19 protein-coding genes, 1 tRNA gene and 1 pseudogene are annotated in these 26,428 nt (G+C 73.1%); 11 read left to right on the top strand and 10 right to left on the bottom strand.

Annotation, left to right across the window (positions count from 1 at the left end; all coding sequences use genetic code 11):
* Window positions 1–60 precede the first annotated feature (60 nt).
* Entirely contained in the window at window positions 61–1,149 is a 1,089-nt protein-coding gene (locus ACZ3YL_RS15770; protein ID WP_465657761.1) for a Gfo/Idh/MocA family oxidoreductase, read from the bottom strand.
* A gap of 162 nt (window positions 1,150–1,311) precedes the next feature.
* On the opposite strand from ACZ3YL_RS15770, the gene ACZ3YL_RS15775 reads away from it, so the two are divergent.
* The 4 genes from ACZ3YL_RS15775 (at window position 1,312) to ACZ3YL_RS15790 (ending at window position 5,458) form a co-directional block, all read left to right on the top strand.
* Entirely contained in the window at window positions 1,312–2,091 is a 780-nt protein-coding gene (locus ACZ3YL_RS15775; RefSeq protein ID WP_465657763.1) for an HAD-IIA family hydrolase, read from the top strand.
* Between the two features lie 82 nt (window positions 2,092–2,173).
* Entirely contained in the window at window positions 2,174–3,334 is a 1,161-nt protein-coding gene (locus ACZ3YL_RS15780; protein ID WP_465657765.1) for a low temperature requirement protein A, read from the top strand.
* A 78-nt stretch (window positions 3,335–3,412) separates the two neighbouring features.
* Complete coding sequence (locus ACZ3YL_RS15785; RefSeq protein WP_317621342.1) at window positions 3,413–4,141, top strand: uracil-DNA glycosylase; 729 nt, start codon at window positions 3,413–3,415, stop codon at window positions 4,139–4,141.
* Between the two features lie 255 nt (window positions 4,142–4,396).
* On the top strand, window positions 4,397–5,458 hold the full coding sequence (locus tag ACZ3YL_RS15790) for a glycoside hydrolase family 6 protein (RefSeq protein WP_465657768.1): 1,062 nt from the start codon (window positions 4,397–4,399) through the stop codon (window positions 5,456–5,458).
* An 89-nt stretch (window positions 5,459–5,547) separates the two neighbouring features.
* On the opposite strand, the gene glxA is transcribed toward ACZ3YL_RS15790, so the two are convergent.
* Window positions 5,548–7,479, bottom strand: coding sequence for a radical copper oxidase GlxA (gene glxA, locus ACZ3YL_RS15795; RefSeq protein ID WP_465657770.1), 1,932 nt, complete (start codon window positions 7,477–7,479; stop codon window positions 5,548–5,550).
* A 34-nt stretch (window positions 7,480–7,513) separates the two neighbouring features.
* Window positions 7,514–9,625, bottom strand: coding sequence for a glycosyltransferase family 2 protein (locus tag ACZ3YL_RS15800; protein ID WP_465657772.1), 2,112 nt, complete (start codon window positions 9,623–9,625; stop codon window positions 7,514–7,516).
* A 738-nt stretch (window positions 9,626–10,363) separates the two neighbouring features.
* On the opposite strand from ACZ3YL_RS15800, the pseudogene ACZ3YL_RS15805 reads away from it, so the two are divergent.
* Window positions 10,364–10,680, top strand: a pseudogene (locus ACZ3YL_RS15805) (branched-chain amino acid ABC transporter permease); the annotation flags it as partial.
* 28 nt (window positions 10,681–10,708) lie between these two features.
* On the top strand, window positions 10,709–11,614 hold the full coding sequence (locus ACZ3YL_RS15810; protein ID WP_465657776.1) for an alpha/beta fold hydrolase: 906 nt from the start codon (window positions 10,709–10,711) through the stop codon (window positions 11,612–11,614).
* A gap of 94 nt (window positions 11,615–11,708) precedes the next feature.
* Here ACZ3YL_RS15810 and ACZ3YL_RS15815 read toward each other — a convergent pair whose 3' ends face one another.
* On the bottom strand, window positions 11,709–12,989 hold the full coding sequence (locus ACZ3YL_RS15815; RefSeq protein WP_188308002.1) for a polysaccharide deacetylase family protein: 1,281 nt from the start codon (window positions 12,987–12,989) through the stop codon (window positions 11,709–11,711).
* A gap of 357 nt (window positions 12,990–13,346) precedes the next feature.
* Complete coding sequence (locus ACZ3YL_RS15820; protein ID WP_465657782.1) at window positions 13,347–13,943, bottom strand: DedA family protein; 597 nt, start codon at window positions 13,941–13,943, stop codon at window positions 13,347–13,349.
* Between the two features lie 743 nt (window positions 13,944–14,686).
* Here ACZ3YL_RS15820 and ACZ3YL_RS15825 point away from each other — a divergent pair.
* A complete protein-coding gene (locus ACZ3YL_RS15825) occupies window positions 14,687–15,778 on the top strand; it encodes an LLM class flavin-dependent oxidoreductase (RefSeq protein WP_465657787.1) in 1,092 nt (363 codons plus the stop codon).
* Window positions 15,779–15,865: 87 nt separating this feature from the next.
* Here the strand turns inward: ACZ3YL_RS15825 and ACZ3YL_RS15830 are convergent, their stop codons facing one another.
* Window positions 15,866–17,821, bottom strand: coding sequence for a putative bifunctional diguanylate cyclase/phosphodiesterase (locus ACZ3YL_RS15830; protein ID WP_465657791.1), 1,956 nt, complete (start codon window positions 17,819–17,821; stop codon window positions 15,866–15,868).
* Window positions 17,822–18,400: 579 nt separating this feature from the next.
* The gene (locus ACZ3YL_RS15835) at window positions 18,401–18,826 is read right to left on the bottom strand and encodes an OsmC family protein (protein ID WP_465657793.1); all 426 of its coding nucleotides are present in this window, start codon (window positions 18,824–18,826) and stop codon (window positions 18,401–18,403) included.
* A gap of 236 nt (window positions 18,827–19,062) precedes the next feature.
* On the opposite strand from ACZ3YL_RS15835, the gene ACZ3YL_RS15840 reads away from it, so the two are divergent.
* Together ACZ3YL_RS15840 and lepB are read left to right on the top strand one after the other, a co-directional pair.
* Window positions 19,063–19,398: a chorismate mutase gene (locus tag ACZ3YL_RS15840; RefSeq protein WP_188307997.1), complete on the top strand. Its 336-nt coding sequence runs from the start codon at window positions 19,063–19,065 to the stop codon at window positions 19,396–19,398.
* A 435-nt stretch (window positions 19,399–19,833) separates the two neighbouring features.
* Window positions 19,834–20,442: a signal peptidase I gene (gene lepB, locus ACZ3YL_RS15845; protein WP_465657871.1), complete on the top strand. Its 609-nt coding sequence runs from the start codon at window positions 19,834–19,836 to the stop codon at window positions 20,440–20,442.
* Here the strand turns inward: lepB and ACZ3YL_RS15850 are convergent.
* The 3 genes from ACZ3YL_RS15850 to ACZ3YL_RS15860 all read right to left on the bottom strand — a co-directional run bounded on the left by ACZ3YL_RS15850 (window position 20,405) and on the right by ACZ3YL_RS15860 (window position 24,461).
* The gene (locus tag ACZ3YL_RS15850; protein ID WP_465657795.1) at window positions 20,405–21,535 is read right to left on the bottom strand and encodes an EamA family transporter; all 1,131 of its coding nucleotides are present in this window, start codon (window positions 21,533–21,535) and stop codon (window positions 20,405–20,407) included. The two genes, lepB and ACZ3YL_RS15850, sit on opposite strands and share 38 nt — an antisense overlap.
* 215 nt (window positions 21,536–21,750) lie before the next feature.
* A complete protein-coding gene (locus ACZ3YL_RS15855; RefSeq protein ID WP_465657797.1) occupies window positions 21,751–24,165 on the bottom strand; it encodes a transglycosylase domain-containing protein in 2,415 nt (804 codons plus the stop codon).
* A 222-nt stretch (window positions 24,166–24,387) separates the two neighbouring features.
* Window positions 24,388–24,461: transfer RNA gene (locus ACZ3YL_RS15860), tRNA-Lys, on the bottom strand.
* Between the two features lie 232 nt (window positions 24,462–24,693).
* Between ACZ3YL_RS15860 and ACZ3YL_RS15865 the strand changes: the two genes are divergently transcribed.
* Complete coding sequence (locus tag ACZ3YL_RS15865; RefSeq protein WP_465657873.1) at window positions 24,694–25,464, top strand: DUF998 domain-containing protein; 771 nt, start codon at window positions 24,694–24,696, stop codon at window positions 25,462–25,464.
* Window positions 25,461–26,345 carry an alpha/beta fold hydrolase gene (locus ACZ3YL_RS15870; protein ID WP_465657799.1) on the top strand — a complete coding sequence of 295 codons (885 nt, stop codon included), beginning with the start codon at window positions 25,461–25,463 and terminating at the stop codon, window positions 26,343–26,345. The genes ACZ3YL_RS15865 and ACZ3YL_RS15870 overlap by 4 nt, the downstream gene beginning before the upstream one ends.
* The last annotated feature ends 83 nt before the right edge of the window (window positions 26,346–26,428 follow it).

Below are 26,428 nucleotides of genomic sequence, written 5' to 3' on the forward strand. Positions count from 1 at the left end.
AGTCGCCAGGTCGGCCGCAGCCGTCGGACCCGGCCGCCGCCGTCAGGTCGGCCGCAGCCGTCAGGCCGGTCGGACCGTCGTCCCGGTGGCCGCCGAGGCGCGGGCGGCCTCCAGGACGGCGAGGGTGGCCACCGCGTCGCGCGGGTCGACCGGCGGCGGGGTGCCGGGGGCGGCCAGGGCAGCGGCGATGCCCGCGTAGTAGGCGGGGTAGTCGCCCGGGTCGGTGGGCAGGGAGACCGCGGACTCGTCGGTGCCCAGGGTGCCGTACCGCTCGGGCAGGTCGGTGCCCCACGGGTGGGCGCCGTCCGGGCGGTGGCCCGAGCGCAGCTCGGCCTCCTGCGGGTCCATGCCGTGCTTGACGTAGCCGGCGGCGTCGCCGAGCACCCGCAGCCGGGGGCCGATCAGCGGGGTGATCGCACTGGTCCACAGGTGCGAGCGGGTGCCGGAGGCGTGGGTCAGCGCGAGGAAGGCGTCGTCGTCCACCACCGCGCCGTCGCGCCGTACGTCGATCTCCGCGTACACCGTCTCGACCGGCCCGAACAGCGTGAGCGCCTGGTCGACCAGGTGGCTGCCCAGGTCGTACAGGGTGCCGCCGACCTCGGCCGGGTCGGCCAGCTCGCGCCAGCCCGGCTTGGGCTTGGGGCGGAAGCGCTCGAAGCGGGACTCGAAGCGGTGCACCCGGCCGAGCGCGCCGCCGCGCACCAGCCGGCTCGCGGTGAGGAAGTCGCCGTCCCAGCGCCGGTTCTGGAACACGGACAGCAGCACGCCCCGCTCCTCGGCGAGCCGGCACAGCTCCAGCGCCTCGGCGGCGGTCGCGGCCAACGGCTTGTCCACGACGGTGGCCAGGCCCGCCCGCAGGGCGGCGCGGGCGAGCGGGGCGTGGGTGCGGTTCGGCGAGGCGATGACCACCAGGTCCAGCGCCTCCGGGTCGGCGAGCAGCTGCTCCGGGGTGTCGACGACGCGGGCGCCCGGGTGCTCGCGCCGCAGCTGCTCGCGGCGCTCGGGGTTGGCGGTGACCACGGCGTCCAGCCGCAGCCCCCGGGTGGTCGCGATGAGCGGGGCGTGGAAGGCGGAACCGGCCAGGCCGTAGCCGATCAGTCCGACGCGCAGCGGGCGGTCGTGCGGGGAGCGGGGCGTCTGCGGGTTCATGCCGCCCACTCAATCACGGGGCGCCCGGTTGCTCCCGGTTTCCGCAGGTCGCCCGCCGCATCCCGCCCAGCGGGACGTCCTGTCCCCGGCCACCGGCGCCGATTAGGCTTGGCCGCGTCAGGGCCCTCCGCACGACGTTGCAACACTTCAGGAGACACGCACGTGGCAGACCGCAAGCCCATCGAGTCCTGGCTGACCGACATGGACGGTGTCCTCATCCACGAGGGCACGCCGATCCCCGGCGCGGAGGAGTTCCTGCGCAGGCTGCGGGAGTCCGGCAAGCCCTTCCTCGTCCTCACCAACAACTCCATCTACACCCCGCGCGACCTCAGCGCCCGCCTGGCCGGGATGGGCCTGGAGGTGCCGGAGGAGTGCATCTGGACCTCCGCCCTGGCCACCGCCAAGTTCCTCAAGGGCCAGCGCCCGAACGGCACCGCGTACGTGATCGGCGAGGCCGGCCTCACCACCGCGCTCTACCAGGCCGGTTACGTGCTGACCGACAACAACCCCGACTACGTCGTCCTCGGCGAGACCCGCACCTACTCCTTCGAGGCGCTCACCAAGGCGATCCGCCTGATCAACCAGGGCTCCCGGTTCATCTGCACCAACCCGGACGAGACCGGCCCCTCCCCCGAGGGCGTGCTGCCGGCCACCGGCTCGGTCGCGGCGCTGATCACCAAGGCCACCGGCGTCGAGCCGTACTTCGTCGGCAAGCCCAACCCGCTGATGATGCGCGAGGCGCTGAACACCGCCGGCGCCCACTCCGAGACCGCCGTGATGATCGGCGACCGGATGGACACCGACATCGTCGCGGGCATGGAGGCCGGCATGGAGACCATCCTGGTCCTCACCGGCCTGACCTCCGCCGCCGACGTGGAGCGCTTCCCGTACCGGCCGACCCGGGTGGTCAAGTCCATCGCGGACCTGGTCGAGCTGGTCTAGCCTCTGCCGTGCAGTCGCGAGCCCCGTCCCGGCCGAGCGCCGGGGCGGGGCTCGTTCCGTACGCGTGGGGAGGGCCGGGCCGATGAGCACGACGGGGGAAGCGGCGAGTGGGGCCGCGGGGGAGGCGGAGAAGCGGGTCACCTGGGCGGAGCTCTACTTCGACCTGGTCTTCGTCTTCGCGATCACCCAGGTCTCCGGGCTGCTGCACCACCAGCACGACCTCACCGGCCTGTTCCGGGCGCTGGTGGTGTTCGTGCCGGTGTACTGGTGCTGGGTCGGCACCACCGTGCAGGCCAACATCCGCGACGTCGACAACCTGCGCGACCGCCTGGGCATCCTGCTGGTCGGGCTGACCGGCCTGTTCATGGCGCTCGCCATCCCGGCCGCGTACGGCAGCCGGGGCGTGCTGCTCGGCGCCGCCTACTGGTCGGCCCGGGTGGTGCTGCTGCTCCTGCTGGCGCGCGTCCCGGGCGTCTGGCGCGGACCGTACGGCGCGGGCGTCCTGGTCAGCGGGCCGCTGCTGCTGGTCGGCGGACTGCTGCCGGACGGACCGCGGCTGGCGCTCTGGGCGGCGGCCGCACTCTGCGACCTGTCCGCGCCACTGGTGTTCCGGCGGCGGCTCGCGAAAGTGGCGTACCACCCCTCGCACATGCCGGAGCGGTTCGCGCTGTTCCTGCTGGTCGCGATCGGCGAGTCGATCGTCGGGATCGGCGGACCGGCCGCCGCGGCCCGGCTGGACGTGCCCGAACTCATCGCCGTAGCCGCCGCGTTCACCATCTCGGCCGGGCTGTGGTGGCAGTACTTCGTCTACGCGGCGGACGCCATGCGGCACGCCGTGGAGGTCGCCGACTCGCGGCGGGACGTGGTCCGGCGGATCTTCCAGTACGGGCACCTGGCGCTGGCCGCCGGGGTGATCGGGGTGGCGGTCGGCTTCGAGGAGACGGTCGCCGACCCGTGGCGGACGCTCGGCGCCGGATCGGTCGCGCTGCTGTACGGCGGGTGCGGGCTGTACCTGCTGACCTTCGGGTACACCCGCTGGATGATGTTCCGCCGGGTGTCGACGACCCGGATCGTGGCGGCGGTGGTCGTGCTGGGGCTGGTGCCCGCGATGGTGCGGCTGCCGGCGCTGGTGGTGCTGGTGACCCTGGCGCTGCTGCTGGTGGTGCTCAACGGGGTGGAGCAGTTGCGGGTGGCGCGGGCCGCTGCGGGAGCGTCGGGGGCCGGGGCCGCTCCCGTGGAGTGAGTTGTCGGTGGGGCTGTGTAGCGTTCGGGGTGTAAGAGGGCGGGCGGCGCAGCAGCCGCGGTGTGGGAGGTAGATGTCGTGACGGACACGGTCGAGGCGGGCGTGGTCGAGGCCGGCGCGGGCGGCGGGCTGGAGCTGCCCGAGTCCTGGCGCGCGGTGCTCGGCGCCGAGGTGGAGAAGCCGTACTTCGCGGAGCTGGCGGCCTTCGTGGCGGCCCAGCGCGCGGAGCACGAGGTGTTCCCGCCGAGCGGCCAGGAGTTCGCCGCGCTGGAGGCCACCCCGTACGAGAAGGTCCGGGTGCTCGTCCTCGGTCAGGACCCGTACCACGACAACGGCCAGGCCCACGGCATGAGCTTCTCGGTGCTGCCCGGGACGAAGACGCCGCCCTCGCTGCGCAACATCTTCAAGGAGATGGACGCCGACCTCGGCATCCCCGCCCCGGACAACGGCTATCTGATGCACTGGGCCGAGCAGGGCGTGCTGCTGCTCAACGCGGTGCTCACGGTCCGCGCGCACGAGGCCAACTCGCACAAGGCCAAGGGCTGGGAGAAGTTCACCGACGCGGTGATCAAGGCGGTGAGCGAGCGCGAGGAGCCGGTGGTCTTCGTGCTGTGGGGCAACTACGCGAAGAAGAAGTTGCCGCTGATCGACACCGAGAAGCACGTGGTGGTCCAGGGCGCGCACCCGTCGCCGCTGTCCGCCAAGCTGTTCTTCGGCAGCCGCCCGTTCTCGCAGATCAACGCGGCGCTGGACGGCTTCGGTGGCGAGCCGATCGACTGGCGGGTGCCGAACCTGAAGCAGGACTGACGCGGAGCAGGACTGACGCGGAGCAGGACTGACGCGGAGTAGGACTGACGCGGAGCAGGACTGACGAGCCAGGCCGGTGCGGAGCCGGGTTCGGCGTGGTGGCCGTGGGCGGCGGGGGTTCGATGTCCCGTTCGCCCACGGCCACTTGCCGTTCACCACGGTCGACCGTCCGGTGGGGCCTGGTGTGCTTAGCTGGAGCCGACCGGTCGCCGGACCGGTCCGACGGGGGCGGGAGCCGGCTCGGAGGGGCGGTACGTGCGCGGGGTGGGACGGGCGGGAACGATGCGGTGGGCCGCGCTGATCGCGGGCCTGACGATGCTTGCGGTCTCCGGCTGCAGCGGTGCGGGCGGCGGTGGGGCGAGCGTCGCCCAAGGCGGCCCCGACGCTCCCGGAGCCTCCGCCGCGAGTCCGCCGGGTGGCGCCGCCGGCCTCAACCAGCCTGCCGGGCAGGCCTTCTACGTCTCCGACCAGACCAACGCGGCCCAGCAGGTCACCGCGCTGCGCGGCCAGGGCCGCTCGGCCGAGGCCGACACCCTGCTGCGGATCGCCGCCCAGCCCTCCTCCCAGTGGCTCGGCGAACAGGGCGCCCGGGAGATCGCCGACCAGGTGAGCCGGCGGGCCACCGAGGCCGGCCGGACGGCCGTCTTCGTCGCCTACGACATCCCGCACCGGGACTGCGGCCAGTACTCGGCCGGCGGCGCACCCGACGCCGCCTCCTACCGCTCCTGGATCACCGGCATCGCCCAGGCCCTCGGCGACCGCAAGGCCTGGGTGGTGCTGGAGCCGGACGCCGTCGCCCACACCCTGGACACCTGCGGGATCAAGGGCGACCTCGCCGCCGAGCGGTACGGCCTGCTGGCCTTCGCCGTCCAGGAGTTGAAGAAGCACCCCAACGTCCGGGTCTACCTGGACGCGGGCAACCCCGGCTGGGCCCAGGACCCGGAGGAGATGGCCGCCGCGCTGCGCAAGTCGGGCATCGCCACGGCGGACGGCTTCGCGGTGAACGTCGCCAACTTCTACCCGACCGACCGGAACGTGGACTACGGCAACCGGCTCTCCGCCGCCCTGGGCGGCAAGCACTTCGTCATCGACACCAGCCGCAGCGGCAACGGCTCGGCGGGTGCCGAGTCCTGGTGCAACCCGCCCGGCCGGGCGCTCGGCGAGGCGCCGACCGACGCGACCGGGCGGCCCGGGGTCGACGCCTACCTGTGGATCAAGAACCCGGGCGAGTCGGACGGCGAGTGCGGCCGGGGCGAGCCCCGGGCGGGCCAGTTCTGGCTGCCGTACGCGCTCGGGCTGGCGCAGGCGGCACGCTGACCTGCCGTCCTGCCGTCCTGCCGTCCTGCCGTCCTGCCGTCCGGCTGGCCTGGTGTCCGGCCGGCCGGTGACCCGCAGTGCCCGGGTTTTCAGCCGGTGACCTGGACCCAGCGGGCGGCCGACGGGGTGCCGGCGGCGTCCGTCAGGAACAGCATGTACCAGCCGGGCGGCAGCAGGTTCGGGTTGCCCGGGAGGGTGAGCGAGACCCCGTCGGCGGTGCGGCCGGTGATGTCCAGGGCGACCGAGCGCTGCTCCACGTCGGTCGCGTGGGTCACCGAACTGGGCCGGATCAGCTTGGCGGTGGTCACCGCGTCCGGCCGGGCGGTGCCGACCTTGACCGTCCCGCCGAGCTTCGCCGCCGAAGGCGCCGCGGTCACCTCCGGGCGGTCACCGTGGTACAGGTACGGCGGGGTGTAGATCTCGATGCGCTGCTCGAAGCCGCCGGGCTGGGTCTCGGCCTTGTCGGCGAACAGCGGGTTGGAACCCAGCACGGCGACCCGGCCGTCCGGCAGCAGCAGCGCCTCGGAGTGGTAGTCACGGCCGACGGTGGGCTCGGCGGCGGTGCTGAAGCTGTTGGAACCCGGGTGGTACACCTGCGCCTTGAGCAGGTCGCTGTCACCCCGGCCGCGGTATCCGCTGGAGCCGCCGGTGGTGAACACGGTGTCGTCCGGGAGGATCACGCTGTTGAGGTAGCGGGTGCGGCCGGCGGGCAGGTCCGGGCCCGGGGTGAAGGCGGGCTTGGCGGCGGACAGGTCGACGATGTCGGTGCGGGCCGTGGACAGCGGGGACTCGCCCACCCCGCCGCCGCCCAGCACCATGACCTTCTGCGCCTGCGCGGGCGGCAGCAGCACCGAGGAGGAGGTCTCGGTCAGGCTGGGGTCGCGCAGGCCGGGCACGGGCTGGAAGCCGTCGTTCGAGAGGTCCCAGACGCCGGGCTCGCGGCCCTTGTCGGCGGGGCCGTAGCCCGCGTTGGAACCGGAGTAGAAGAGCTTGCCGCTCGCGGTCAGGAAGATCGACGGGTAGGTCGGGAAGTAGCGGTCGGGGGCCTTGGCCCAGGTCTTGGACTTCGGGTCGTAGACCTCGTTGTCGTTGCCGTCGAGGATCTGCCCGGTGTCGTCCAGGCCGGAGACGGTGACCACCCGGCCGTCGCCCAGCCCCGTCAGGGTCGGGTACCAGCGGGCGTGCGCCATGTCGGTGACCTGCTCGTACAGCTCGGTGTCCGGGTTGAACTCGAAGGCGGAGCGGATGCCCTGGTAGTCCTGCTTGTCCAGCGTCAGCTTCTCGCTCTGCCCGTACAGGTTGTGCGCCTCGACGCCGGTCAGGCCCTTGATCCGGTACTGGGTGGGGGAGCCGGTCACGTAGTCCGGGCCGGTGCCGAGCGCCTCCACGAACACGTGCTGCTCGCCGGCGGTGACCACGGTCTGCTTCCCGGAGCCGCTCTTGGTCGCGGCGGGCACGGTCACCTCGACGGTGCTGGCGTACTCGCGGCCGTTGGGGGCGAGGAACACGGTGCCCTTGGGGAAGGTGTGGTCGCGCTCCGGGCTCTCGTTGCGCACCCGCATCACGCCGGCCGCCTTCTTCACCGCGCCGTCCAGCTTCTCGTACCGCAGGGTGCCGCCGGCCACCAGCACCCGGCCGTCCGGGAGGGAGGCGTGGCCGCCGCAGAACATGTCGGCGGGGGTGGGTATCAGCTTGTAGGTGTTCTTCGCCGGGTCCCAGAGCAGGCTCTTGAAGGTGCCCGCGTTGAACTGCTTCTCGTCGTTGCCGGAACCGGCCACGATGAGCACCTTGCCGGTGCGCAGCAGGGTGGCGTGGACGGCGTTGACCCGGAACTCGGCGGGCAGCGTCAGGGTCTGCCAGTGGCCGTACTGCGCCTTGTACTCGGGGCGGTTGATCACGTACTGGTGGTACTGGCTGCTGGCGAAGCCGAGGACGGCGGGGGCGTTCATCCCGGCGACGGTCAGCGCGACGGTGCTGCCGAGGGCGAAGCGCTTGGTGCGGCCGGTCTTGTGGATCTTCACGGTGGTGATCCCCTCGGGAGGCGGGCGGGCTGGCTCAGTGGGTGGGCGTGCCGCTCCCGGCTCGGCCGGGCGGCTGCAGGCCGGGCGCGTGGCCGTCGGGTGCGTGGCCGTCGGGCGTGCGACCGCCGGGGGTGTGGTCGTCGGGTGCGCGGCCGCCGGGCATGCGGAGGTCGCGTGTGCGGTCGTCGAGGGTGGCCAGGCGGAGTTGCAGCGTCGGGCCGTCGAGCCCGTCCGGGCCCGGCCGCGACCCCTGCACCGGGACCCTGGCCGCCGGAGGCGCGGCGGCGGTACGGGCGTGGCGCGGGCGGCGCTTCTCCAGGACGACGCTCGGGGTGGCGGACGGCCCGCCGGTCACGGTGAGGGTGGCGGTGGGCGGGGTGCGTCGCCGGCGGACGGCGTCGCCGGCCGAGATCAGCAGCGGCAGCACGGTCAGCACCAGGGCGATGCAGGCCCAGGTGCGCATCGCGACGTGGTCGTAGCCGGTGTGGAAGGACGCGGCCACGGCACCGCCGAACACCACGGTCCAGAACAGGTGGTAGCGGAAGGTGCCGGGCCCGTCGGCGCTGGCCGCACTGCCCTTGGGCGTCACCACGAAGCGGTTCCGGCGACGCACCAGCGCCTGGAGCAGCGAGGCCGCGTACACCGGGCCGCAGAGCGCCGACATCACCATGCCCGCGATCCCGGAGGAGCCGGCCGGCTCGTGCGGGCTCACGTTGTGCTTGCGGTTCCAGGTGTAGAGCAGGAGCTGGAGCGCGGCGGCGTCGCTGTAGAGCATCATCCAGAGCTCCGAGGAGACGTGCACGCCGGAGGCGCCGAAGCCCAGGTAGAGCACGCTGGAGACCCCGCCGAGCAGCCAGGTGAGCGCCGCCATCGGGTAGAAGCCCACCATCAGCGTGTAGTTGAGCACCCGGCCGGGCGACAGCCGCCAGAGCACCCGCCAGTACTGGGTGAGCAGGGTCTCGTAGGTGCCGCGGCTCCAGCGCAGTTGCTGGGAGAAGAAGTCGGTCCAGGAGGACGGGCCCTCGCCCACCGCGAGCACGTCCGGGGTGTACACGGACTTCCAGTGTTCTCCGGACTCCGGGTTGCGGCTCCGGTGGAACTCCAGGCCGGTCGCCATGTCCTCCGTGATGGAGTCGTACAACCCGCCGATCGACTGGAGCGCGCGGATTCTGACGGCGTTGTTGGTCCCGACGAACATCGGTGCGCCGTAACGGTTTCCGGCGCGCTGGATGAGTGCGTGGAAGAGGTACTGCTGGCTCTCGGAGAATTTGGTGACGGCCGATCCCGAGCTGCGGTAGTTCCCGTACACCTGGGGGCCGACCACGAATGCCACGTCCGGGTCGCGGAAGTAGCCGAGCATGCGCTCGCAGAAGTCGGGCAGCGGTACGTGGTCGGTGTCGACGGACACCCAGAAGTCGTAGTCGTCGCCGTGGGCCTGGAGCCAGGCGTTGTAGTTGCCGTGCTTGGTCCGGGTGCGGAACCGCCCCTTCGGCCGGTTCCAGTGCGGGCGGCCGGCCCGGCTGAAGTGCCGGACGCCCAGTTCGGCGCACAGGGCCTGCATTGCAGGATCGTTTCCCTCGTCCAATAGCCAGACGTCGTACGGACCTTCGTGCCGCACGGCACGGGCCGCCGTCAGCGTGGCCCGCACCATCTCCGGCGGCTCCTTGCCCGGCACACAGGTGGTGAGGAACGCGACCCGGGTGCCGGACTCCGGCGTCACCGGTATCGGATCGCGGGCCACCAGCGTGGCGTGGGTGTTGGAGACGACGTTGACCAGCCGGAACACCTCGACCACGGCGATGATCCCGATCATCACCTTGTCGCCGAGCAGCACCAGGGTGTCGGTCTCGTCGGGACGCTCCGGCCAGTGCTCCGGCAGCAGCAGCCAGACCAGCAGGATCGTCTCCACCAGCGGGGCGGCCAGCAACAGCAGGGCGGCCCGGATCCGGTGCGGCTCGTGGCGCAACAGACTGCGGTACTGGACCCGGTAGGGGGTGGCCGGCTCCGCCCCGGCGGACTCCCGGACGCCGGCGCCGCCCGGCTCCGGCCGGTAGACACCGCCGCCGAGCTCCCGGTCCTCGTCCGGATCGACCGCCGGGCCCGCCAGGCGGCTGAAGTGACCGTAGTCATACGGCGCTTCGGGCACCGATACGGTGCGTAACGAGGCCTCGTCCAACGGCCCGGCGCCTCGTCGGCGGCCCTGGCGACCGGCTCGGCCGCGCTCGTCCTTTCGTCGCGAGGACGGCATGGTCATGGCGTGCTCCCCCCGGAGTATTGCGACGTGCTGTGCTTGGCGTTGCCCGCCAGCCCCGGAGCCGCCCGGGTGGAACGCGGCCCGGCGAACTGCGGTGCGCCCCACGGTTTCCGGGCTGTCCGATCCGCGCCCCGGCCCGCGCGCCGATGTGCGCTCCGACGTCGGGAATCCGGCGCAAGGAGCCCGACACCTGGAGTGTGTGCGACCGGTTCGACAGTGGGTCGGCGCGGCGGCTCCGAATGCGGGACCCCGATGCACTCCCCGGCTACCCCACTGGGCGTGAAGCGGGCGTGAACCGGGTGTGACGGGATCCCTGGCTTGCTCAACTCTCCTGGAGCGTAACGCCGATCGCAACCGCTCCACCAGACGATCGCCGCACAGGCGTGAAGAAACCACGGTTCCTGGCCACGGTGGCTTGCCGCGGTGCTAATGCAGCGGAATTCGGCACGGTGACGATTGGACGGTGCCACGGGGGCAAAGCGAACGGCCGGACTGCCGGGGGGAGTTGTCTGCCCGGAAGCGGTCCGGCCGGGTGTGGCTTTGTGGCTTTGCGGGGTTTGTGGCTTTGCGGGTTTGCGCCTTTCGGTGGCCGGTGGCGGGAAGCGTGAGCTCCGGGACGATCTGCCGGCCGGAGCGGTCTACCTGCTGCTCACCGACGGGGCCACCCCGCAGGCCGCCGGTTCGGACGCCACGCTCGCGCTGCTGGTCACAGTGGTCCTCGGCGGCTCCGGCAGTCGTTGGGGGCCGCCGCTCGGCGGCGTGCTCTACACCTGGGCCGGCCACCGCCTCGGGGACCTCGCCGACTCGAGCGCCGTCGCGGACCTGCCCGCGGTGCTGTGCGTCCCGCTCTCCCAGCCCCCCTCCTGCTGGGCCCCCTGTTCGTCGTCGTGGTCTACCTGCTTCCCGGCGGCCTGGCTAGACTGCCCGCCCGCATCCGCGCCGTTCGACCCGCCCGCTCCACCGGAGGTACCCCGCGTGAGCCAGTCGCCCCTGAAGCCCGAGGAGTTGACCGTCCCCGTACCCGGCGGGGACCTGACCGTCCTGCGCTGGCCCGCCGACCGGCCGGATGCCCCGACGGTCGTGGCGGTGCACGGCATCACCGCCAACGGCCTCGCCTGGTACGAGGTCGCCCGCCGCCTCGCCGGGCGGGTCACCCTGCTCGCGCCCGATCTCCGGGGCCGCGGCGCCAGCCGCTCGGTCGCCGGACCGTACGGGCTGGCCCGGCACGCCGACGACGTCGCCGCGCTGATCGCCGCCCTCGACGCGGGGCCCGTCACGGTCGTCGGCCACTCGATGGGGGCCTGGGTCACCGCGCTGACCGCCGTCCGGCACCCCCGACTCGTCCGCCGGGTCCTGCTGGTGGACGGTGCGCTGAGCTTCCCGCTGCCGGCGGGCGTCCGCGAGGAGGACGCCCTGGCCGCGGTGCTCGGCCCCGCGCTGGCCCGGCTGTCGATGACCTTCCCGGACCGCTCCGCCTACCGCGAGTTCTGGCAGCGCCACCCGGCGTTCGGCGACGACTGGTCCGACGGGATCGACGCCTACACCCAGCGCGACCTCGTCGGCGTCGAGCCCGAACTGCGCTCCTCCTGCGTGCTGGAGGCCGTCCAGACCGACGGCGCCCAGATCCTGCTGGACCAGGAGGCGGCCGGGGCCGTGCACCGACTGCCCTGCCCGGCCGAACTGCTGTGGGCGGAGCGCGGCTTGCTCGACGAGCCGCAGGGCCTCTACGACCACCAGCGGATCGGGCTGTCCGGACTGGACCGGGCGCGGGTACCGGCCTCGCCCGTGCCGGACACCAACCACTACTCGATCCTCTGGGGCGAGGCGGGGGCGGAACTCATCGTCCGCAGGCTGCTCGGGGACGTCCCGGCCGCCGAGTAGCGGCCCCGAGCCGGAACGACCTCGGCCGGCGGGGTGCGAACACCCCGCCGGCCGTACCGGTCCTGCCCGGCCTCGCCGCCCCGGTCCGGGCGGGTCAGCCCGCTGCGCCGAGGAATCCCTCCCAGCCGCCCGCCGGCGCCTGGCCGACGTTGAGCGTGCGCAGCTTGCGCAGGGTCGACTGGTCCTGCACCTCCAGCCATTCGACCAGCTGCTTGAACGAGACCAGCCGGACGTCGGGCTTGCCCGCGATGGCCTTGAGGGCCTCCTCGACGGCGTCCATGTAGATGCCGCCGTTCCACTGCTCGAAGTGGTTGCCGATGAAGAACGGCGCGCGGTTGCTGTTGTAGGCGCGCTCGAAGCCGGCCAGGTAGGAGTTGGTGGCCTGGGTCCGCCAGTCGTTGTACTTGGACGGGTCGCCCTTGGTGCTGCCGCCGGACTGGTTGGCCAGGATGTTGTAGTCCATCGACAGCACCTGGAAGGTGTGCCCGGGAAAGGGGATGGACTGCAGCGGGAAGTCCCAGATCTTGCCGTCCTGCACCTTCTGCGGCCATATCTGCAGACCGCCGGAGGAGCTCGCGTCGTACTTCCAGCCCAGCTTGGCGATGGTCGGCAGCAGCGCCTTCTGGCCCTCCAGGCACGGGGTGCGGCCGCCGATGAGCTCCTTCCTGTAGTCGAAGGGCAGCGGGTCGACGTCGGTGAAGCCGGTGTTGGTCCGCCACTGGGTGACGAAGGAGATCGCCTGGTCGATCTCGCTCTGCCAGTCCTCCGGGGTCCACATGTTGACCCCGTTCTTGTCCGGACGGCTGGAGCAGAAGTGCCCGTTGAAGTGGGTGCCGATCTCGTGCCCGGCCAGCCAGGCCTGGCTGATGAGCTTGAGGGTGCTCTTGACCGCGCCGTCCGACAGGTACGGGATGTCCGAGGCGCCGACCGCGTGCTTCGGCGGTTGGTACATCTGGGACTTGCCCTTGGGCAGGGCGTAGATGCCGGACAGGAAGAAGGTCATCGTGGCCTTGTACTGCTCCGCCAGCTTGAGGAAGCGGGGGAACTGGCCGTCGTCGGTGCCGCCCGCGCCGTCCCAGGAGAACACCACGAACTGCGGCGGGCGCTCGCCGGGCTTGAGCTTCTCGGGCTTGGGCTGGTTCGGCTGCGGGCCGGTGTCCGCGTTGGAGCCGTCGCCGATCGGGGAGCCCTTGGGCACCACGGCCTGGGTCGGGTCGGTGGTGCCGGTCTGGCCGGAGCTCCCGTTGCCGCCGGAGGAAGGTGAGGTGGAGTTCTGCCCCGAACCGGATCCGCCGCTGGAACAGGCCGAGACCGCGCCGAGGGCTGCGGTCGCCGCGGTTGCGCTGAGCACCGTCCTGCGCGAGATGCTGGTCATGGTCTCCCCTGGGTGCCGATGACCGGTGGTGAGGGGCGGCTCTGGGCCGCACCGGTCAAATCGGGCAATTGATGAATATTCCGCCGTTAGCATGCCATGTCGCCCCAGTGGCTTCCAAGGTCGCCCGGCTCCGACGACAGTCAACACGCGGGGAACGCCCGGTCGGGCTGCAGGAATTCGCCGTCTGTTGCGGTCCTGTGACGCTTCGCGCCGCGCACCGTCAGGGGAGTACGGTACCGCCGCTCTGCCCGTTTGGTCAGAGTTCGTCAGCGCTCGGTCCAGGGCATCGCCCGGAAGGGAAAATTGTGCTCCTGATGGAGCCCCGTGGCCGGATCGGGCCGGCCGGTCCGGGACCGGTCAGACCATGGCCAGCCGCCGGTTGCGGCGCACTATTCGCGCGATCGCGGTGCTGATGGCGGTGGCCGCCGCGCAGGAGACGGCGAGACTCAGCCAGGCCGTGTTGAACCAGTGGCTGTTCAGCCAGCCCAGCGTCACGATGTAGGCGGCCCAGAGCAGCGCCGCCAGCGCCGACCAGTGCAGGAAGCGGTGCGGATGGGCGGGGGAGTGGCCGATGGCCAGGTCCAGGACGGTCCGCCCGGCGGGGACGAACCGTGCGACCACGACCATCGCGGCCGCCCCGCCGTGCGGGCGCTCGATCAGTGACTGCTGGACCCTGGTGACGCTGGCCGCCAGTTTCGGGCGTCGGGCCAGTCTGCGCTGCAGACCCGGGGCGCCGCGCCGTGCGAGGTGGAGCAGCAGCAGGTCGCCCAGGAAGGAGGCCACCGCCACGCCCAGGCCGAGCAGTATCGGAGCACCGTTGATCTGAGCCGTCTTGAGCACGGCCAGGATGACCAGCGTGCCGCTCGGGATGAAGGGGAGCAGTGCGTCGCCGAGTACGGCGAAGAGCGCGAGGGCGCAGATCCACGAGGATCCGATCGCCGCCAAGAAGTTCAAGGCCCTACTCCCTCCACGCCGCCCTGGTGGAGCAGGTGGCTCGGAGGTCAACGCTAACGCCTCGACTTTTCATCTCATGAAGCACCCCGGGGCACCGGGGTCACGGCAGGTGATCACGGCCCCCCGATCCGGTGGCGCGGCGCGGCCCACTCACGACTGGGCGGGGCTCCGGAGCCGGCGGCGACAGGTCGGGGAGTGCGGGTGGGGGCGGGGGCCGGAAACGGAACGAGCCCCCGGGGCGGGGTGCCGCGCCGAGGGCTCGCAGGGGTCGTCCGGCGCTGGTCCAGCCCGGCGACCTTGCTGATGGAACGCGGATCCGCTCGGTGACCCAGCTCCTGATCGCCAGCCTGCCCGATGCCGGCGGCCGATCGCGAGCGCCGTGGCTGGCGACTTCCGTCCCTGGCGTGAAGTCGCCATCCGTGTCGGCTTGATGGCCCTGAGTCATCCGAACGGTCGGTCGGCCGGCCGGCGCGAATCGGCCGCAACGCACGGAAACTCACTCGAATCTCATCCGGGCGGTACTCGAACCCCGCCCGGAACTCGCCCGGAACTCGCCTGAAACTCACCTGGAACTCGCCGGGATCTCACCCGGATCGAGCGCCCGAAGCGGGAACAGCGGGCCCGCGGCGGTGGTTGACCCCCGTCGGTAGCAGCGACCGCCGAGCCCTCTGTGGCCCGCGCGGCCGTCCAGGACGGCCGGCTCGGAGGAGAGCCGGACCACGACAGCCAGGAGGGCGGACGGCATGACCACCGAGGACCAGCAGGAGCGCGGAACCGGACCGGGGGCCGGCGAGGCGATCCGGGGTACCGCCCGCGGCACGGCCCCCGCTCCGCTCTCGATCCTGGACCTGGCCACCGTCGGCGTCGGCTACACGCCCAGCGAGGCCCTGACCGCCACCACCGAGCTGGCCCGCCGGGCCGAGCAGTGGGGGTACCACCGCTTCTGGGTCGCCGAGCACCACGGCATGCCCGGAGTGGCCAGCTCCACCCCGGCGGTCCTGCTCGCCCACCTCGGGGCCCACACCACGACGCTGCGGCTCGGCTCCGGCGGCGTCATGCTCCCCAACCACGCCCCGCTGGCCATCGCCGAACAGTTCGGCCTGCTGGAGGCCCTGCACCCCGGCCGGATCGACCTCGGGCTCGGCCGCGCCCCCGGCACCGACCCCGCCACCGCCCGGGCACTGCGACGCGGCGTCAGCGACGGCGCGGACGACTTCCCGCTGCAACTCTCCGAGCTGACCCACTTCCTGGACGGCGACTTCCCCGCCGGCCACGCGTACGAGCGGCTGACCGCCGTGCCCAAGGGCGAGGGCCGCCCGCCGGTGTGGCTGCTCGGTTCCTCCGGCTTCAGCGCCCAGCTGGCCGGCCGCCTCGGCCTGCCGTTCGCCTTCGCCCACCACTTCAGCAGCGCCAACACCATCCCGGCCCTGGACCTGTACCGGGCGTCCTTCCGCCCCTCCGCCGTACTCGACGAGCCGTACGCGCTGATCGGCGTGAGCGCCGTCGCCGCCGACGACGAGAGCGCCGCCCGCCGGCTCGCCCGTTCCGCCGCCCTCGGCATGCTCCGGCTGCGGCGCGGCAACCCCGGCCCGATCCCCACCCCGGAGGAGGCCGAGGAGTACCCGTACAGCCCGGTCGAGGCGGACTTCATCGACAGCTGGCTCGACAACGTGGTGCTGGGCGCCCCGGGCCAGGTCGCGGACGGCCTGGAGTCCCTGCGCAAGCGGACCGGGGTGGACGAGCTGATGGTCACCTCGCACATCCACGGCCACGAGGCCCGGCTCCGTTCCTACGGCCTGATCGCCGAGGCGTACGGCCTGACGGCGACGGCCTGACAGCGACGGCCGGCGGCTGACGGCCACGGCCTGACGGCGACCCGCCGAGCGCCGGCCGCCGCGGCCCCCACCCCCCGCCCCGCCCGCCTAACGGCCGGTCGGGGCGGGGCGGCCCTCCCGGAGTATCGACGCGACCAGCTCGGCCTCGCCCGGCCGGGCGAAGTACCAGCCCTGGGCGGTGTCGCAGCCGGTGAGCCGGAGCCGCTCGGCCTGGGCGGCGCTCTCGATGCCCTCGGCGGTGACGGTCAAGCCGAGGGTGTGGGCCAGCTGCACCATCGCGCCGACGATCTGCTCGTCCGCGTCACTGCGGCGGGAGCGGAGGTCCGGGAGGGCCGACCGGTCAGGCCGGTCGGACCGGTCCGTAGCCGCCGTAGCCGCCGCCTCCGTGCTCGCGGCCGCGACCGGCGCCGGGTCCCGGAAGCCCTCGATGAACGTCCCGTCGAGCTTCAGGACGTGCACCGGTAGCCGGGAGAGGTAGGCCAGGTTGGAGTAGCCGGTGCCGAAGTCGTCGATCGCGATCCGCACGCCCATGTCGGCGAGGGCCTGGAGGGCCTGCAGCGGTCGGCCGCCGGGGCCGAGCAGAGCGCTCTCGGTGATCTCCAGCTGGAGCAGCCGGGCGGGCAGGCCGGTGCGTTCGAGGGCCCGGGCGACGTCGGCGACCACGTCGGAGTCCCAGATCTGGCGGGCCGCCAGGTTGACGCTCACGAAGGTCTCGGTGTCCGGGAACTCGGTGAGCCACTGCCGGGCCTGACGGCAGGACTCCTCCAGCACCCACTTGCCGAGCGGCACGATGGCGCCGGACTCCTCGGCGAGCGGGATGAAGCGGTCGGGGGAGAGCGTCCCGTAGCGGGGGTGGCGCCAGCGGACCAGCGCCTCGGCGCCGTGCACCCGCCCGTCGGCCAGGCCGATCAGCGGCTGGTACTCGATGGTGAACTCGCCGCGTTCCAGGGCCGGGCGCAGCGCGGTGGCGAGGCGCTGGCGGGTGAGCTGGTGGGCGCCGCGGTCCGGGTCGTAGAGGGTCCAGCGGGCGCGGCCGTCGGCCTTGGACCAGTAGAGCGTGGCGTCGGCGTCCTTGACCAGGTCGGTCGGGGTGGTCTCGTGCACCGGCCGTTCGACGACGCCGACGCTGGCGGTGATCACCAGCCGGTGTCCGGCGACGTCGAAGGGACGTTCCAGCACCTCCAGGATCCGGCCGGCCAGCGCGGTCAGCTGCTCGCTGTCGGTGCTGTCGCTGACCAGGACGGCGAACTCGTCGCCGCCCATCCGGGCCACCAGGTGGGCGTCCGGTCCGGAGAGTCCGTTCCGCAGCCGGGCGGCGACGGCGATCAGCAGCTGGTCGCCGATGTGGTGACCGAGGGCCTCGTTGATCGCGGCGAAGCCGTCCAGGTCCAGGTAGCAGACGCCCACCCGCCGGCCGTCCGCCGCCGCCGAGGCCGTTGCCGTGCGTGGCTCCCCGCCGGCCGGCAGGCAGGCGGCGTCGAGTCGTTCGAAGAAGGACGTCCGGTTGGGCAGCCGGGTCAGCGGGTCGTGCAGGGCCTGGTACTCCAGGCGGTCGCCGAGCCGGCGCTGCTCGGTGATGTCCTCGACCAGGGCGAGGGTGTAGAGCGGCTGTCCGGCGGCGTCCCGGATCAGCGAGACGGTCACCTTGCTCCAGACCGTGTGGCCCTCGCGGTGCCGGAGCTGCTTCTCCACCCGGAACCTTTCCCGCTCACCGTGGACGAGCCCGGCGAAGAGCCGGTGCGGCATGCCCTCCGGGTCGATGATCTCGTGCAGGTGGGTGCGGGCCAGTTCGCCGACGCCGCGGCCGATCAGGGCGGCGAAGGCGGGGTTGACCTCGATGATCCGGTCCTCGGGGTCGATCAGGGCCATGCCGATGACGGCGTCGCAGAAGGCGGCCCGGAACCGGGACTCGCTCGCCCGGAGGGCCGCCAGCAGCCGGTCGGTGCCGGTGCCCGGCACGTCGGTGCCGCCACCGGGGGCGTCACCGGTGCCGGAGTGCGGGACGTCCGCCAGCGGGGCCGAGCAGGTGGGGCAGAGCAGCATCCCCGGGTCCGCCAGGGCGCCGTAGACCGTGGCGGTGGCTGCGGCACCGGCACTGGTGGGGGAAGCGGTACCGGTGGGGGAAGCGGTACCGGCGGGGGAAGCCGCCGGTGCGACGAGGAGCGCCGGATCGAGGACCGGTGCTGCGAGGTGGCGGTGGTGTGACGATTCCTCGTGTCGCACGCCTGGGTGGTGTGCGTCGGCCCCCTCGTTCTGGCCCGGCACGGCATGCTCCCGTCCGCTGCTGACGCTTGACGATGGTCCGCCTGGCCGATCGGGATTCCGGTGGCCGGCTCCGCACTCTGTCGGGGTCTCGGGGCCGGTCCGCTGCGGGGCGTCCGCTGTGGGGCGCTGTCGCGCGGGGACCCGGGTGGAGAACAGGGCGCTTCGGCCGATCATAGGCCGGGACGGCAACGCGCGGTGACCGCCGGCAGGGTGATTCGCCCCGTTTGGGATCATGCATGGCGGAACGTTCGGACGCCCCCGGTCCACCTCATGTGAGGTGCGGCGGGGGCGCGTGCGCCGAAGCCGCGCCCCCGGGCGCTGGTTGCGCGCCGGGGGCGGGGCCGGGGTGCGCCCCGGTCAGGCCAGCTTGGCCGTGAGGGTGATGGTGGTGCCGGTCAGGGCCTGGCTGACCGGGCAGTTGGCCTTGGCGTCCTCGGCGGCGCTCACGAAGCCGGCCTCGTCCAGCTCGGGCACGTCACCGGTGACGGTCAGGTGGATGCCGGTGATGCCGGTGCCGGGCTGGAAGGTGACATCGGCCTGGGTGTCCAGCTTGGCGGGCGGATTGCCGGCCTTGGTCAGGCCGTTCGAGAGGGCCATCGAGAAGCAGGCGGAGTGGGCGGCCGCGATGAGTTCCTCGGGGCTGGTCTTGCCATTGGGCTCCTCGGCACGGGCCGGCCAGGAGACCGGGTAGTCGCCGATCCCGGAGGAGGCGAAGGTCACCTGCCCTTTGCCGTGCAGGAGATCGCCCTCCCAGGCGGTGCGGGCGGTGCGAGTCGTTGCCACGATCGGTTCCTCCAGTGCTGAGGGACTGCTGAGTCGTCACTTCCGGTCATGCGTGCACCACCCTACGGGCAGCCCGGCCGCGGAGCCGGACGGCGGACGGTCCGTCGGCTGTCCGGATGCCGGACGGTTCCGCCGAACGGTGCCGGTCCGGCGTGGCGGCCCTGTTAGATTTGCCCGGGCCCGAGCCCGGCCGCCGTACGGCCGGGCGCCCACCCCAGACACCGGGAGCCGCCCCGATGACGGACCAGCCCACGACCCCCCACGCCGGCGCGCCCGAGGGGATCGACGACGCGGTACGGGCGGAGCTGACCAGCCTGCGCGAGAGCATCGACAACATCGACGCCGCCGTGGTCCACATGCTGGCCGAGCGCTTCAAGGCGACCCAGCGGGTCGGTCGGCTCAAGGCCGAGCACAAGCTGCCGCCGGCCGACCCGGCCAGGGAGCGGGACCAGATCAAGCGGCTGAGGGAACTGGCCGCCGGGGCCAAGCTCGACCCGGTCTTCGCGGAGAAGTTCCTGAACTTCATCATCGCCGAGGTCATCCGCCACCACGAGGCCATCGCCCGCGCCTGAACGCACCGCAGCTGAGTCCGACGCCGGAGGGCGCCTCGCCGTCGGCGGCAGCGTTCCCGGCGGGCTCCATCCGGCCGGCGTCCGCCGACGGTGACCAGGGCCGCCCTCCGGCGCCGGCCCGCCGTTCGGTGATGTCAGGGGCGGCTAAGTCCCGGATTTCGCACGGCTCCCCGGTTGGCGTAGCGTGCAGGTTTCCCCAGCCGGAGAGGTGGAGCAGCGACGATGGCGGTGAACCTGCCCGAAACGCCGAGCGGAGCTCCCGGCGAATCCGCCGTGTCAGCCGTACCGGCTCAACCGGCCGTACCGGTCGCCGGGAACGGGCAGGACGCGCCCGGGGGCCGTGCCGAGGCCCGTCGCCGCGCCGGTGGCTCGCGCGGTCGCAAGGCCCGCCGGGCGGGGGGTCGGCCCCGGCCGTGGTGGATCGAGCTGCCGGTGATGGTGGTCGTCGGGCTGGTGGTCGCGCTGCTGATCAAGACCTGTCTGTTCCAGGTCTTCACCATCCCGTCCGGCTCGATGGAGAACACCCTGCGGGTCGGCGACCGGGTCGGGGTGAACAAGCTCGCGCCGCTGACCGGCTGGGAGCCGGAGCCGGGGCAGCCGGTGGTCTTCAAGGACCCGGGGAACTGGCTGCCGCCGCAGCCGGTCGACTCGAACCCGTTCACCAGTGCCGTGAGTTCGGTGCTGAGCTTCGTCGGACTGGTGCCGCCGAAGGACGACAACTACCTGGTCAAGCGGGTCATCGCGACCGGTGGCCAGAGCGTGCAGTGCACCGGCAGCACGCTGAGCGTCAACGGCAAGAAGGTCGACGAGCCGTACCTGCACCCCGGTGACGACTCCTGCGCGGGCATGGACTTCGGCCCGGTGACGGTGCCCTCGGGCTACATCTGGGTCGAGGGCGACCACCGGAGCGACTCGGCGGACTCCCGCTGGCACCGGCAGGGCCCGGGCGGCGGCGCCGTGCCGGTGGGCAACGTGGTCGGCCCGGTGTCGGCCGTGGTGTGGCCGGTCAGCCACTTCGACTGGTTCGGCTGGGCCGGACGCTGACCTCAAGGTCGGCGGCAGCCGCCCCGGCCGCCGCCGTGTCCAAGGCCGTCGCGCCCAAGGCCGCCGCCGTGTCCAAGGCCGTCGCCGCTGCGGCGACGACCGGAACGGAACCGGCGACGGCGGCGGTGACCACCCCGCCGTCCACCGTCTCCTCCACCTCCACCGCCGGCGGCTTGCTGGTCTGTGCGGCGATCGCGCCCGCCAGCACCAGCAGACCGCCCGTGACCTGCGGCAGTCCAAGGTGCTCGCCGAGCAGGACCCAGGCCAGCACGGTGGCGACGACCGCCTCCAGGTTGGCCACCACCCCGGCGACCGGTGGCGAGAGGTACCCGACGGAGATCACGCCGGTCAGGTAGGCGAGCACGGTCGCGATCAGCACCATCCAGGCGGCCGGGACCAGCGCGGGCAGGCTGTGCCCGTTCATCACCACGGACCCGCCGAGCAGGCTCCAGTCGGCCTGCCAGGGCCGGGTGAGGACGGTGAGCAGCACGGCGCCGATCAGCAGCCCGTACGCGCTGACGGCCAGCGGGTCGACCGGGCGCTCGCCCCGGCGGCCGGCGTCGGCGAGCAGGAAGTAGCCGACCTGGCAGAAGGCCGCGCCGAGGCCGAACAGCACGCCCACGGCGTCGAAGCTCAGGCCGTTCCAGACCTCCACCACGCAGGCGAGCCCGGCCACCGCGACGCCGGCGCCGATGGCCGCGCCCCGGGTGATCGGTCTGCGCTGCACGAACTTGACGTAGCCGATCAGCAGCGGCGGCCCGAGGTACTCGATGAGCAGGGCGACGCCGACCGGGATGCGGGAGATCGCGGCGAAGTAGAAGGCCTGGACGCCGGCCACGGCGAGCAGGCCGAAGCCGATCAGCAGACCGGGGCGGCGCAGGACGGCGTCCCGGTGCCGGTAGGCGATCGGCAGCAGGGCCACCGCCGCGCCGGTGACCCGGAGCCACACCACGTGCATGGGGGAGAGCCCGGCCTCGATCAGCGGCTTGGCCGCGGTGCCGGAGCCGCCGAACGCGAAGGCGGAGACCAGCGCGAGTCCGAGGCCGAGGGATCTGCCCGGAGGGAGGGTGGGCGAGGCCGTTGATCTGTGCACCGGCGCATTCTGACAGTCATACCGGCGCTTGGGTAAGGCGCCATTTCGTCATTCGGTCCTGGTTCCAACTGTCCGTCATGGCACCCTCACCCGGGTGCGCCGGTGCATCGATGAACCGACGTACGGACCCACACGGAAGCCCGCCGGATCACCGAAGCCCGCCGGATCAGCGACCGAGGTCGGTGATCCAGCGGGCTTCGGTGGCCCGGAGCCGGTCAGTTCCCGGTCCCGGCCCCCGCCCCGGAGAGCACGTCCGTCCCGCCGGTGGGCTGGGTGGTCGGCTGGGTGGTCGGGCCCGTGGTGGGCTGGGTGGTCGGCGTCGGCCGGGAGGTCGGCCGGCCGGTGGGCCGCGAGGTGGGCTGGGTGGTCGGCTGGGTGGTCGGTCCGGTGGTCGGCGCGGTGCCGTTCCCGCCGGTGTCGGCGCCCGAGCCGGAGCCACCCGAGGAGGTCGCGCCGGAGTTGTCGCCCTGCTGGTTGCCGGTGCCGGTGCCGGTGCCGGTGCCGGTGCCGGTGCTCGGCGTGGCGCTGCCGGTCGACGGGGTGCTGCTCGGCGTGCCCGGGGCGGTCGGCAGGTCGGTGGCACCGGAGTCGCCGCCGTCCGCCGGGGTCGGGAAGTCGCCGACCGGCTGGCCCTTGAGCGCGGCCTTCATGTAGCTGGTCCAGATCTGCGCCGGGTACTGGCCGCCCGCCGCGCCGTCGATCCCGCCGACGCCGCTCAGGCTGACCTGGGCGCCGGTGCCCGGGTCCTGGCCGAACAGGGCCACCGAGGTGACCAGCTCGGGGGTGTAGCCGACGAACCAGACGGACTTCTGGTCGTCGGTGGTGCCGGTCTTGCCCGCCACCGGACGGCCGAGCGCCTTCGCCCGCCAGCCGGTGCCGCCCGGGTCGCTCACCACGCCCTGGAGCATCGAGGTGACCTGGTTGGCGGTGTCCGCGCTGATCGCCTGGGTGGTCTTGTGCGCGGGCAGCTGCACGGCCTCGCCGGCCCGGTCCACCGACTGCACCAGCCACGGGGTGATCTGCTTGCCGCCGTTGTCCAGGGTGGCGTACACGCCGGCCATGTCGAGCACGCTCGGGGTGGCCGCGCCCAGCGGGATGGAGGGCACCGGGTCCAGGCCCGGGGTGCTGCCGGGCAGGCCCAGCGCGATGCCGGTGTCCTTGACCTTCTGCAGCCCGGTGTCCTGCGCGAGCTGGGCGAAGGCCGAGTTGACCGACCAGTCGGTGGCCTGCTGCAGGGTGATCTGGCCGTAGCTCTTGTCGCCCTCGTTCGGCGGCGCGTACGGGGTGCCCTTGCCGCCGCGGACCTTGCGGCCGCTGGTGCCGTCGTAGACGGTGCGCGGGGTGATGGTCCGGCCGTCCTGGGTCTTGGCGTTGTTCTCGAGGGCGGCGGCCAGCGCGATCGCCTTGAAGGTCGAGCCGGCCTGGTAGTCGCGGCGGGTCGCGTTGTCGACGTAGTGCTTCACGTAGTCGACGCCGCCGTACAGGGCGACGACCGCGCCGGTCTTCGGGTCCACGGAGGCGGCGCCGGCCTGGGCGGCCGCGTCCTTCTTCCGCTTGTCCGGGTTCAGGGTGTCGCGCAGCTGCGCTTGGACGGAGTCCTGCAGGGCCTGCTGGCGGGTCGGGTCGATGCTCAGCTTGATCGTGTAGCCGCCCTTGGCCAGCTCGGTCTCGCTGATGATGCTGTTCGAGGTGAGGTACTGGGTGGCGGCGTCCACCAGGTAGCCGGACTGGCCGGACAGGCCCGGGTTGGGCTGCGGGTCCTTGACGTCCGGGAAGGTGGTCCTGCCCCGCTCGTCGGCGGAGAGCCAGCCCTGCTTGACCATGCCGTCCATGACGTAGTTCCAGCGGTTGACGGCGTTCTGCTTGCCCGCCGGGGTCGCGGTGGCCACGTCGTAGGCGCTCGGGGCGTTCAGCAGGGTGGCAAGGTAGGCGCCCTGGGCCGGGCTGAGCGCCGAGGCGTCGATGCCGAAGTACGCCTGGGCGGCGGCCTGGATGCCGTAGGCGCCGCGGCCGTAGTAGGAGGTGTTCAGGTAGCCGGAGAGGACTTCGTCCTTGCTCTCGGTGGCGTCCACCTTGATCGCGATGAAGAGTTCCTTCACCTTGCGGGTGATCGACTGCTTCTGGTCCAGGTACGTGTTCTTCACGTACTGCTGGGTGATGGTGGAGCCGCCCTGGGTGCCCTCGCCCTTGGCGGTGTTGAGGGCGGCCCGGACCAGGCCCTGCACGTTGACGGCGCCCTCGTTGTAGAAGTTGCGGTCCTCGGCGGCCAGCGCCGCGTGCTGGGCGGCGGGCGAGACCTTGTCCAGGCCGACGTTCTGCCGGTTGGTCTGGCCGGTGCGGGTGATCACCGAGCCGTCGGAGTAGAGCCAGGTGTTGCTCTGCGCGGTCGCGGCGGCGTGCGCGTCCGGGACCTTCACCAGCGCGACCCCCAGCACGAACAGGCCGACGCCGAGCAGCAGCGCCGAGGCGAGGCCGAGCAGCGTCATCCGCCAGCTGGGTATCAGCCGGCGCCAGCCGGTGCGCTTGGGCCGGCGGGGCTTCTTGCCGCCCGGCGTGGTGGTGGAGCGCTTGAGCCGTTTGACCGGCCGGAGGCCGATCGGTGGCCGGCTGCTCTGGGCGTTACGGAACAAGGCGCGGCCTTTCCTGCGGGCGGACCGGGCCAGCCTGCACAGACGGGGACATCGGTGGTTAGGGACCTTTGTCCCGATTCCGGTTTACTGCCCTGGACGAGCCGGGCGGGCCCCATGGCTCCACCGGAACGGCAATCGAGACCGACATCACACATAAAACGGACATCGAGGGCAAAAAATCAGGGAGCCCCTCGCTGCTGCGAGAGACTCCCCAACTGTCTGTGCGCCGCCAGGGACTCGAACCCCGGACCCGCTGATTAAGAGTCAGCTGCTCTAACCAACTGAGCTAGCGGCGCTTGCCGACCTGGAAAACAATACACGGTTCCGGGGAGTGCCTCGAACCGTGCCCGCCCCGCCGGTGCTCCGGGCGCCCGTTTCCTCCCGGTTGGGGTGGAGTTCTTGCCCGGTTAGGGTGGAATCGTGCCCAGCCCCCAGCCCGGACACCCCAGCCCCCACCCCCGACGTCCCGACCCCCGACGCTCCCGCACCCGGAAGCGGCCGGACCGCGCACGGACGACGGTCGCCGCCCTGCTGCTGCTCAGTGCCGTGGCGTACACCGCGTGGGTGCTGGAGGTCGTGCTGAGCACCGGACTCGACCCGGTGCAGGCGTACATCAGCGAACTCGCCGCCGAGGACCAGCCGCTGGGCGGCCTCTTCCGCGCCACCGACCTGGCCGCCGGACTCTGCGTCCTCGCCGCCGCCGGCACCGCCCTCGGCACCGGACAGGCCCGGCGCCCCGGTGCCCCCGGCCGCGACCGCTGGGCCCTGGCCGGCTGGTCCGCCCTGGCCCTGTTCGGCGCCGCGACCGCCGCCGACTCCCGGCTGCCGCTCAGCTGCGCCCCCACCAGCGACGAGATGTGCGCCGCCCGGGAGACCGCCGGGCTGGTCCCGGCCACCCACACCGCGCACGCCGTCACCAGCAGCCTCGCCATGCTCGGCGCGCTCGCCGGGCTGGCCGCGCTCACCGTCGCCGCCCGCCGGCACCACCGCTGGCCGGCCGTGCGCCGGCTCGGGCCCTGGCTGCTCGGCGCGGAACTGCTGGCCACCGGCTGGAGCCTCGGGGCGATCGCCGCCTTCCAGGCGGGCCGCGGCACCTGGGCGCTCGGCGCCGGGCAGCGGCTCCAGGTGCTGCTGGTCGCGCTCTGGCTGGGCGTCCTGGCCGTGGCCGTCGCCCGCTCGGCCCGCTCGGCGGCCCCGGACGGCTCGGACTTGGACGCCCCACCCTGCTCGGACGGCCGGCACGGCCCGTACGGGGAGGACACCCCCGGCGGGCCGGTCCTCGGCCGGAGGCCGGCATGACCACCTCCGCCGCCCCCGTCACCCGGGCGCGCTTCCTGCGCATCGACGGCGTCCCGCTGCACGTGCGCACCGAGGGCAGCGGCCCGGTCTGCCTGCTCACCGGCGGCCTCGGCAGCAGCTGGTTCGACTGGGACCTCGTCGTCCCCTTCCTCACCCCCTACCGCACCGTCGTCCGCTTCGACCGGCCCGGCTACGGACTCAGCGCCGCCGAGCCCGCCACCGGGCAGCGGCCCGCCCCGACGCTGGTCGGCGAGGCCGGGCGGATCCGGGCGGTGCTGGACGGCCTCGGACTGGACGGGCCCTGCACGCTGGTCGGCCACTCGCTGGCCGGCTTCCACGTGGAGGCCTTCGCCCGGCTGCACCCCGAGCGGGCCGCCGGGCTGGTCCTGGTCGACGGCAGCGTGGAACCGGGGGCCCGCCCGTACCCGGCACCGGCCGTACGGGATCTCGCGGCCCGGGCGGTGGCCGGCGCCGCGTCCGCCCTCGCCGTGCCGTACCTGCTCGGCCCGACCGCCCGCCGGGTGACCGCCCGGCTGTCCACCGTCCGGCACGAGGACCTGGCCCCGGCGCCGCTGGTCCGGCACTGCTACCGGACCAGCCGGGCCCTGCGCGCGCTGCTCCGGGAGAACGGGCGCTACCTCGACATGGCCGCCGAACTGGACGGGCTGCGCCGCACCCGGCCGCTGTCCGAGGAGCTGCCGATCACCGTGCTGGCCGCCGACGACGGCTGCCGGACCAGCGGCACCGAGTCCTGGCTGGCCGGGCAGCGGGAGCTGGCGGCGCTGCTCGGGGCCGACTTCCGGACCACGGCGCCGGCCGGGCACCTGGTGATGTTCGACCGCCCGGACGCGGTGGCCTCCGCCGTCCTCGACACCCGCTGAGGCGCTCGACGGTCCGGGCGCCCGGTTGCCCGGGATCCCCTCGACGGCCCCCGGAAACGCCTCAGGCCGCCCACCGGAGTGGA

Source organism: Kitasatospora sp. NPDC023176, from assembly GCF_055560495.1.

What these genes read in the sequence shown, in the direction of transcription:
- ACZ3YL_RS15870 (WP_465657799.1), top strand. Translation starts at nt 25,461, where the DNA reads ATGACCACCTCCGCCGCCCCCGTCACCCGGGCGCGCTTCCTGCGCATC.
- ACZ3YL_RS15770 (WP_465657761.1), bottom strand. Translation starts at nt 1,149, where the DNA reads ATGAACCCGCAGACGCCCCGCTCCCCGCACGACCGCCCGCTGCGCGTC.
- ACZ3YL_RS15830 (WP_465657791.1), bottom strand. Translation starts at nt 17,821, where the DNA reads ATGCTGCTCTGCCCCACCTGCTCGGCCCCGCTGGCGGACGTCCCGCAC.
- ACZ3YL_RS15825 (WP_465657787.1), top strand. Translation starts at nt 14,687, where the DNA reads ATGACCACCGAGGACCAGCAGGAGCGCGGAACCGGACCGGGGGCCGGC.
- ACZ3YL_RS15815 (WP_188308002.1), bottom strand. Translation starts at nt 12,989, where the DNA reads ATGACCAGCATCTCGCGCAGGACGGTGCTCAGCGCAACCGCGGCGACC.
- lepB (WP_465657871.1), top strand. Translation starts at nt 19,834, where the DNA reads ATGGTGGTCGTCGGGCTGGTGGTCGCGCTGCTGATCAAGACCTGTCTG.
- ACZ3YL_RS15780 (WP_465657765.1), top strand. Translation starts at nt 2,174, where the DNA reads ATGAGCACGACGGGGGAAGCGGCGAGTGGGGCCGCGGGGGAGGCGGAG.
- ACZ3YL_RS15840 (WP_188307997.1), top strand. Translation starts at nt 19,063, where the DNA reads ATGACGGACCAGCCCACGACCCCCCACGCCGGCGCGCCCGAGGGGATC.